Raw genomic sequence first — 8,915 nt, 5'->3', positions numbered from 1 at the left:
CGGTTAGATTATATCCCGGCGAGCTTTGTCGTTAACCGTTATATCCGTCCACAATACAGCTGTGATTGCTGCCAAACGGTGGTCTCTGCTTCTATGNCTNCAACAATCATTCCCAAGGGATTACCTGAGGTTGGATTGGTCACGCAGGTTGTTGCCAGTAAATACCGTGACTATCAGCCGCTCTATCGCCAAAGTCACATCTTTGCCCGTGATGGTGTTGAGATCCCCGTCAGTACGCTGGCCGGATGGGTTGGTGCTGCCGGAGTGGCCCTGGCGCCACTGGCAGAGCTGCTCCGTCTGGACCTGCTGAAAAGAACCGTGGTGCACGCCGATGAAACGCCGCTGCTGATACTGGATGCGAAACAGGGCGGTAAAGCATGCAAAGGGTACCTGTGGGCCTATGTTAGCGGTGAAAAAACAGGTTCAGGTATTGTCTGCTTTGACAGCCAACCAGGTCGGGCAGCCAAATATCCTGAAGCGTACTTAAGTGGCTGGAACGGTAGCTTGGTGAGCGATGGGTATGCCGCTTATCATCCCCTGAATAATGGCGGCGAGGTGGTCAATGTGGCCTGTTGGGCTCATGCCCGCAGGGGTTTTGCTGACCTTTTTAAAGCGAATCATGACCCTCGAGCAGAAATGGCGCTGAAGATGATAAGCCAGCTCTATAAATTGGAAAAAAAGATCCGGCACCGAGGGATAGATAAAATCCGGCAGTGGCGACAACGGTACTCGAAACCGAGACTGGATGCATTATGGACATGGCTGGAGCGACAGGTTGAGCCTGTGCGTCGAGTTCAGCGTTACACAAAGCGATTAAGTATGCACTGAATCACAAAACCGAACTTTGTCGGTTCCTAGATGACGGTGGATTACCCCTAGACAATAATCGATGTGAGCGAGCAATCCGTCCGGTGGTAATGGGAAGGTCAAACTGGCTGTGTGTGTCACGAAGGAGAACTGATGGCGACAATATGAAAATTGCAGCATAAGTTATCCATGCTCTGAGGTGGGTGGAGGTGGGCCCTCCGGTCAGGGTTTGCAGGAACACTGACCAAACGACCCGGTGCTGCTTCATTCTAAGGAATGTGGTGGTGAGCGACTCGGGAAAAGGCAGAGATCTACTGTCACGTGGGGTTCGGGAAGCTGAACGAAAGTAAACTGTCCGATGAAGCATCGAAATCTCAGATGATGTCAAAACGGGGCCGTATAGCCGTCCCCTGATAAGCGCGGAAGTTACCTGCTTACTGACTGCGTGGCATCCGGTGTGAAGGCAGCAGGAGCCAGAGCCAGACCATCTCAGGGAACGTGAGAACCTGTTTCCGGCACGCATTGGGAAACAGGGGCGGACCCATTCGTAGTAGTGATGAAAGATCTGTAATGGGTCTGGAGCGAAGGGATGGGGATCACATTCATTGCAAAAGACACAACCCGTCAGGGGATGACGTAATTGATGCAACGAAAATCATTCGAAATACCAAAAGCACTGGTCTGGGCATCGTATCTGGATGTGCGTCGTAATCGGGGAGCTCCCGGATGCGACGGGCAGACTTTGAAAATGTTCGACCAGCAACGTGATGGCAATCTATACAGGATCTGGAACCGGTTGTGCTCGGGAACATGGTTTCCGCCACCGGTGCTGGAAAAACGGATCCCGAAGTCGAATGGCAAGGAGCGCATTCTGGGGATCCCGACAGTAGCCGATCGCATTGCTCAAGGAGCGATAAAACGTTTCATGGAAGAAAAGCTTGACCCGATTTTCCATGCTGATTCTTATGGTTACCGACCAGGTAAATCAGCTCACGATGCTCTGAAACAATGTGCCACCCGGTGCTGGCGTTATAGCTGGATATTGGAAGTGGACATCAGTGCGTTTTTCGACCATGTCAGACACGATCTGGTGCTCAAAGCACTGGAACACCACGGGATGCCCAAATGGGTCATCCTGTACTGTCGACGCTGGATGGAAGCGCCAATGCAGAGTTGTGAAAATGGAGAGTTAATAGATCGAACGCGAGGCACTCCGCAGGGCGGGGTCATTAGTCCGCTACTTGCTAACTTGTTCCTTCATTATGCATTTGATTTGTGGATGGAAAGAGAATATCGGGGTGTACCGTTTGAGAGGTACGCAGATGATATTGTCGTCCATTGTTCACGAATGAGTGATGCAACAAGGTTGAAGAGCAGGTTATCGGAGCGCTTCTCGGAGGTCGGGTTGGCCCTGAATGCAGGGAAAACGAATATCGCCTACATCGACACGTTTAAAAGGAGAAACGTCGCAACGAGCTTCACCTTTCTCGGATATGACTTTAAAGTGCGAACGCTGAAGAATTTCAAAGGCGAATTGTACAGAAAATGCATGCCGGGCGCGTCGAATGCAGCAATGCGCAAAATAACAGAAACGATCAAGAAGTGGCGTATACATCGCTCAACAGTTGAGAGTTTGCTGGATTTTGCGAGGCGCTACAATGCGATAGTGAGAGGCTGGATCGAGTACTACGGAAAGTTCTGGTACAGAAACTTCAGCTATCGACTGTGGAGCGCAATGCAGTCACGTTTGCTTAAGTGGATGCAGGCTAAATACAGACTTTCAAACCGGAAGGCTCAGCGAAAGCTGATGCTGGTGAAGAAGCAGAAACGCCGGCGCGAGTGCCGCAATGTGTGTGTCGTCTTTGTAACGTAACAGTACGGTGAGACGGGCGCCATCAGGGGTGTTACCTTTCCCAGAAAACACCTTCACCGACTAACGGGTTCTGTGTGATGCAAAACCGATCTCTTACGTCAATGTGAGTTCGCCGCAACGTTACGACCAAATTCGTCTCAGTATTGATTATTCACACATTGTAATCTTGATAGCTAATCCGCCGCGTGAAGTTTCTCGGTACTTGGGATTGAGGTCTTTGCCTGTTTCATACATCGTCTCAATGACATTATCTAAAGATACATACGGTGCAGTGGTGCGTTGTAGAGCCATCCGTGCCGCGTTAATTGCTTGTACTGCAGCAATCGCATTACGTTCAATACAGGGAACTTGTACCTGTCCTGCAACTGGATCGCAGGTCAAACCAAGATTATGCTCCATACCAATCTCTGCCGCGCTGCAAACCTGTGCGGGGTTTCCACCCATCAGCTCAGCCAATCCAGATGCAGCCATCGAACAAGCCACACCAACTTCCCCCTGGCAACCAACTTCAGCACCGGAAATTGAGGCATTTGCTTTATACAAGATACCAATGACACCCGAGGCCATAAAGTAGCGAATAATCAAAACAGAAGTCAGGGGTTGAATAAAACGTCCGTAATAAGCAAGCACTGCAGGAATAATACCACAAGCCCCATTAGTGGGTGCTGTGACAACTCTTCCTCCTGCGGCATTCTCTTCACTTACCGCCAAAGCAAACAGATTAACCCAGTCAATAACACCCATTGGGTCAACCGATAATGTATCAGAAGAGGTTAGTATCCGTTGTAGAGAAGGAGCACGACGAGTAACGCGTAAAGGCCCTGGAAGAATGCCCTCTGTGTTAAGCCCTTTCTGCATGCAATCTGTCATAGTTCGCCATATCTGCATGAAATACTGTTCAATTTCAGCCTTTGTATGCCAAGCTAACTCATTTTGTAACACTAAACCAGAGAGTGACATACCGCTACGTTGGCATTGCTCCATTAGTTCAGCCGCTGATTTAAATGGGTAAGGCACAGTCTGGCTATCTGCACTCTCCTGACCAAAATGAGCTTCATCAACAATAAAGCCTCCGCCAATCGAATAATACGTCTGGCTATAAACCTCTCGATCGTTTGCGTATGCATGGATACGCAAACCGTTTTCATGTAGTGGCAGATTATCTAAATGAAAAATCATACCGCCGTTACGAAGAAAATCGACTTCATGGACAGATTGAGCCAATGGTAACTTTTGAGTTTCATTCACACGCATGATAAAACCAGCAATGGCATCGGTGTCTACCGTCTCAGGAAGATAACCAGCCAGCCCCATAATAATAGCAATATCGGTATGGTGGCCTTTACCTGTTAAAGATAATGAACCGTATACCTCAACCACAATACGGATAACAGAACTCAGTAAGCCTTTACTACACAAGTCATCAGTGAATTGTTTTCCTGCTTTCATTGGTCCAACTGTGTGTGAACTGGATGGTCCAATACCGACTTTGAAAATATCAAAAACGCTAATCATATATAACCTCTGGGTCGGTCGTCGCGAATATCAGATACCAATAATCCACTGAATGGCATGCGGGATAAAATAAGGATAAAAAAGATACTCAATGAGTAAAGTAACGTTTGTCTTATTCAGGCAGAACAGTTGTTCTGCCTGAATGTGATCAACTAGCGTATTAATAAGTCATGAATCAAACCAACGTGTAGCGAAACCCCAATCTGCATAGCTCGTTCATCTAACTTGAATTTTGGGTTATGCACACCATGAGTTGCACCAATTTCCTCATTACCTGAGCCAATCATAATAAAACAACCAGGGATCTTCTCCTGATAAGAGGAGAAATCTTCGCTGTTAAACATTGGTGATGCTACTTCGATTAATGTATTTGCACCCAAAGTATCACTGATTACACGACGAGATATCAGGCAGGCATCTTCATGGTTATAACCAATGGTATACCCAGTTGTCCACGTTAACTCATATTCAGCACCATGAGCAGAGGTGATTCCTGTCAGTATTTGCTCAACCAACAGTGGTACCTTCTGACGAATGTCTTTATTATGGGTGCGTAATGTACCTGCCAGACGTGCACTATCGGGGATCACATTATAACTATCGCCAGCTTGAAAAGTAGCAACTGTCAGAACCGGTACTGATAGCGGATCCAATTTTCGGGCTACAATCTGCTGTAATGCCGTGACTACCTCCGAGCCAATTGTTACTGGATCAATACACAAGTGAGGCATTGAACCATGACCACCACATCCTTTAATGACAATATCAAAGTTATCACTTGAAGCACTGAATACGCCCGGTTTTAACATGACCTTGCCCGTTGGGTAATTAGGTAATACATGCAACCCAAAAATCATTGTTACGCCGTCCAGAACACCTTTTTCAACCAGTTCTTTGGCGCCACCTGGGGGAACTTCCTCCGCATGCTGGAAAATGAATACCACTTCTCCCCGAATTTCAGACTGTAGTTGACATAATACCTTCGCTGCGCCCAACAGCATTGCTGCGTGGGCATCATGGCCACAAGCATGCATTACGCCCGACTTAGTTGAGCTGAAAGGTTCGCCGCTGTCCTCCTGAATAGGCAAGGCATCAATATCAGCCCGCAAGGCATAGGTCTTACCTGGATGAGCGCCAACCAATCTTGCCACTACGCTATTGGGCGTTAAACGCTGTAATTGCAGCGGACCAAATCCGGTCAGTTGTTTATAAATATAGTCAGCAGTTGGCGTTTCCTGAAAAGTCAGGTCCGGATTGGCATGTATGTAACGCCGCCAACCGATTACATCGTCTTTAATACCATCAATAAGTGACTGTAATGAGTCGTTCATATTAATATCTCCAATAATGAATAATAGGGTCGGCTAAACGTTGGCGGTTACCGGTTTCTTTTTCAACGGTAATGCAACTAATGCTGATAACAACATCCCCGAAGAGAGGAATGCAAATGCCATGGCAAAATCACCAGACATGGTGTTATTGCTTGAACTGACTAAATAACCAATGATAATCGGTGAAATAAATCCGCCTAAGGTACCTCCTGTATTGATTAACCCCATTGCTGAGCCAATCACATTTTGTGGCAACCTTTTCATTGGTAATGTAAAAGAAGTAACAAAAGACATCATCAAAAAGATATATGCAATAAATAGAAACACTATAGCCAATACAATGTTGGGGCTGAAGTAGACCATCCAGATGCAAAATGCTGCAATGAGTGAGCTGATACAAATCACTAGATGTTCCCGATCCTGCATATATCGGCCAACAAACCAACCCGAAGCTAATGATGATAGCCACTGTGATAATCCACCAATAGACAGAATATATGCGGCCCACTCAAGATCCAGACCTCGAGACTGCATAAGATATTTAGGTAACCACGCCATTAACCCATATGCTGGAATGTTGACTCCAAAGACGGCAATAAATAACAGAATAATTACTGGGTTTTTCAGTAAGGCTAAATAGGGAGATTTACTGTCCTGTTTTGTAAAAACTGTTTTTTCCGGGTTAGGCACTAACAACCAGATTAATATCGCAATTGAAAAAGCAATGATGCCTAACCATGAAAATGAACCGCGCCAGCCTATGGTATTTAATAAATATCCGACGGCGATCGGTCCAACAATCATTGCCACACCAGAAGACGAAAGCAGTACAGATTGGGCAAATGTGCGTTCCTCAACTACAAAATTGGAAGATACTGCTTTTGCACAGGAACACGGATAGCCAGAATGACCAATACCAGAGAGAAAACGAAAAGATAACAATAGGCCAAACGAAAAACCTATGGCTCCAAAACAGATAGCGAAAGACCCCAAAAGAGTGAGGGATAAAATCAGCACTTTCTTATAACCAATACGATCATTTAACCAACCGGCGGGAATTTGAAACATTGAATAGGACAGGAAAAAGACGCCGGTAATATAGCCGAACTCTTTCGGTGTTAATGAAAACTCTTGCTCAATCTTGATCATTGCCAATCCAATAACTGTTTTATCAATGAAAACAATCAAGTAACCTAAAAATAATAGGATAATCATCAAATATTTTTTTTCTATTTTCATACCCTGAATCCCTTACGGTTGTTGTTAAAATGATAACAATTACTTATCTCATTTCTGTCTATTTCTTACTCAATAATGATTAATGCGATAGCTACTAGAATAATTAACTGGGGTGTATGTGCTCTAACAGCAAACAAAAAGGATAAAACAATGTATTCCTTTAGTGGGTTTGCTTTGTTTTGCGAAATGCATTACAAAAACAAAGGGAAGTGCACATACACGGGTCAATATTGGCTAATCATATATCCCCTCGGTTTTTGACGGGGGATAATATATTCATTGTGGTGATAACAAAAACGGATAGGGATTGATAATGAAATATCTACCCAAACTGCATCAGTTAAAAGTATTTCAGGAAGTCATACACTACGGCAGCATTCGAGCAGCCGCGAGGGCAATGAATCAATCCCAGCCAGCACTGACCCGAAATATTCGTGAATTAGAGCAATTGCTGGGTACCGCCCTCATGACTCGAGGAACTCGTGGAGTTGAACTTACCGAACCGGGCAGGATGTTTGCAGTACGAATGCAATTGATTATGGAAGAGCTACAGCGTGCTACTGACGAAATAAAACAAGTCAATCAACAGACACAGAGTAATCTTAGCATTGGCTTCTCATCATTGATTGCTCTAAGTATATTTCCGCAAACTGCGGAACAGTTTAAAAAACACCATCCGAAAACGACGCTAAGAATTAAAGAAGCGCAACTATCTGCACTGTTGCCTGCGCTATGGGAAGGACGGCTTGATTTTGCCATTGGTACAATCTCATCAGAAGTCCCGCTCAGTGATTTTATTGAAGAGCCTCTGTTCAAGGCTAGGTTCGGCATAATTTGTCGTAAAGGACACCCGCGAATGAACTGTTCGTCATTAGAACAATTGTACGATGCCAAATGGTATCTTCCTGAAACTGACATGGGGTACTACAAACAGATTAATTTTATTTTTGACTCACTATATCGAGAACGTAAGCAGTGCGTTGTTCTCAGCGATTCGCTTGTTTGTGGTTTGAACATGGTCTTGCGTTCTGATTACTTAACTGTCATCGCATTGGGTATGGTTGACGCACTAGGATTAAAGCAGCAACTCAGCATACTGCCGATTAGTGAGAGCTTCCCTCTGGCAACATACAGCTTGGTTTACTCAAGAAAAACCCCACTAACTCTAACTGCTCGTAAAATGATCGAGATCATACGCTGGAATTGCCAAAAATATAACTGGTATGGTTGATGGTAAGCGAAATCCAGTAGGGTTATTGCGGATTTCAATGATTTCGGATAGTACCGAGCACTCTTCTTACGTTGCCTATTTCTTACTTTTGTTTTTAACTTGTCTGATCTGGGCATTACGGCCAAGGTACTTCCCGATTGGATACGTGACGCAGATTTACTTAGGTTTTAAGCAGTCTGTAAACTTATTATGTTATATGGAACTGGCACTACCAGTGCTGGGTCAGGTGATTTCTTTGGCGACAACTCACTGGCGACAAGACGTATTAGAGGCATATGTCTGTACATCATCCGTTCGAGCGCATCGCCAATGTTTTTCAGCAAGTGTCAGCGATCTGCCACCTGTCTGGCCTGAGGAGCACCTTCACGTGCTGTTGTTGCATAGATACCGCCGCGATCGCGCGAGACAACCTGTATTTCCGGATATTTTCTGAACCAGGCAGCCAGCGTACGCGGATCGCGGCCGGGAAGCAGGACGAGGGGTCGGTGAGTATCAAGATTGACTATTAACGTGCCGTAATTTCCCTCGCGCCAAAACTGACGCCACTTGAACAATAAGTTGTCGTTTATCCCGTGTTCACGTGCCAACTGGGCTACTGATATGTCTGGTTTGTACGAGAGTTCGACCATTTTAATTTTGAACTGAACGGGATAGTTGGTGTGTAATGAGATGGCCCCCACCACCCTGTGAGCGGTATGCTGGCAGGGTGTTTCTTTATGGAGAAGACCATCATGCAAAATGTCACGCTTATTGGTATCGATCTCGGTAAACATTCTTTCCACATTCACTGCCAGGATAAGTCCGGTAAGATGCTTCTGCGCAAAAAATTCACGCGCACTAAGTTAATGCAGTTTCTGGCAACATGTCCGTCCTCGGTTGTTGTTATGGAAGCCTGTGCCGGTGCACACTTTATGGCTCG

General features: G+C 45.6%; 4 protein-coding genes and 6 pseudogenes. 4 read left to right on the top strand and 6 right to left on the bottom strand.

From position 1 onward, the window contains the following. Positions 1–12 precede the first annotated feature (12 nt). Positions 13–989 (top strand): annotated as a pseudogene (gene tnpC, locus YWE_RS28040) (IS66 family transposase). A 307-nt stretch (positions 990–1,296) separates the two neighbouring features. Here tnpC and YWE_RS31530 read toward each other — a convergent pair. Continuing rightward, positions 1,297–1,631: pseudogene (locus YWE_RS31530) on the bottom strand (hypothetical protein). Between YWE_RS31530 and ltrA the strand changes: the two are divergent. Beyond that, a pseudogene (gene ltrA / locus YWE_RS28035) lies at positions 1,541–2,680 on the top strand (group II intron reverse transcriptase/maturase); the annotation flags it as partial. The pseudogenes YWE_RS31530 and ltrA overlap by 91 nt on opposite strands. A gap of 147 nt (positions 2,681–2,827) precedes the next feature. On the opposite strand, the gene YWE_RS0119945 reads toward ltrA, so the two are convergent. The 3 genes from YWE_RS0119945 to YWE_RS0119935 all read right to left on the bottom strand — a co-directional run bounded on the left by YWE_RS0119945 (position 2,828) and on the right by YWE_RS0119935 (position 6,765). Next, on the bottom strand, positions 2,828–4,195 hold the full coding sequence (locus YWE_RS0119945; RefSeq protein WP_029096088.1) for an L-serine ammonia-lyase: 1,368 nt from the start codon (positions 4,193–4,195) through the stop codon (positions 2,828–2,830). Positions 4,196–4,347: 152 nt separating this feature from the next. Further along, positions 4,348–5,526: an amidohydrolase gene (locus YWE_RS0119940; protein ID WP_029096087.1), complete on the bottom strand. Its 1,179-nt coding sequence runs from the start codon at positions 5,524–5,526 to the stop codon at positions 4,348–4,350. A gap of 33 nt (positions 5,527–5,559) precedes the next feature. Beyond that, positions 5,560–6,765, bottom strand: a complete 1,206-nt coding sequence (locus YWE_RS0119935) for an MFS transporter (RefSeq protein ID WP_227659904.1) — start codon at positions 6,763–6,765, stop codon at positions 5,560–5,562. Between the two features lie 313 nt (positions 6,766–7,078). On the opposite strand from YWE_RS0119935, the gene YWE_RS0119930 reads away from it, so the two are divergent. Continuing rightward, positions 7,079–7,996: a LysR substrate-binding domain-containing protein gene (locus tag YWE_RS0119930; protein ID WP_029096085.1), complete on the top strand. Its 918-nt coding sequence runs from the start codon at positions 7,079–7,081 to the stop codon at positions 7,994–7,996. Between the two features lie 203 nt (positions 7,997–8,199). Here the strand turns inward: YWE_RS0119930 and YWE_RS30640 are convergent. Together YWE_RS30640 and YWE_RS32055 are read right to left on the bottom strand one after the other, a co-directional pair. Further along, positions 8,200–8,529 (bottom strand): annotated as a pseudogene (locus YWE_RS30640) (transposase); the annotation flags it as partial. Further along, positions 8,530–8,769, bottom strand: a pseudogene (locus tag YWE_RS32055) (transposase); the annotation flags it as partial. On the opposite strand from YWE_RS32055, the pseudogene YWE_RS28025 reads away from it, so the two are divergent. Further along, a pseudogene (locus tag YWE_RS28025) lies at positions 8,728–8,915 on the top strand (IS110 family transposase); the annotation flags it as partial. The pseudogenes YWE_RS32055 and YWE_RS28025 overlap by 42 nt on opposite strands.

Origin of the sequence: Budvicia aquatica DSM 5075 = ATCC 35567 (genome assembly GCF_000427805.1) — a bacterium.
Taxonomy (GTDB): Bacteria; Pseudomonadota; Gammaproteobacteria; order Enterobacterales; family Enterobacteriaceae; genus Budvicia; species Budvicia aquatica.
Note: the sequence above shows the minus strand (reverse complement) of the source record. Positions and strands in the feature narration are given on the sequence as shown.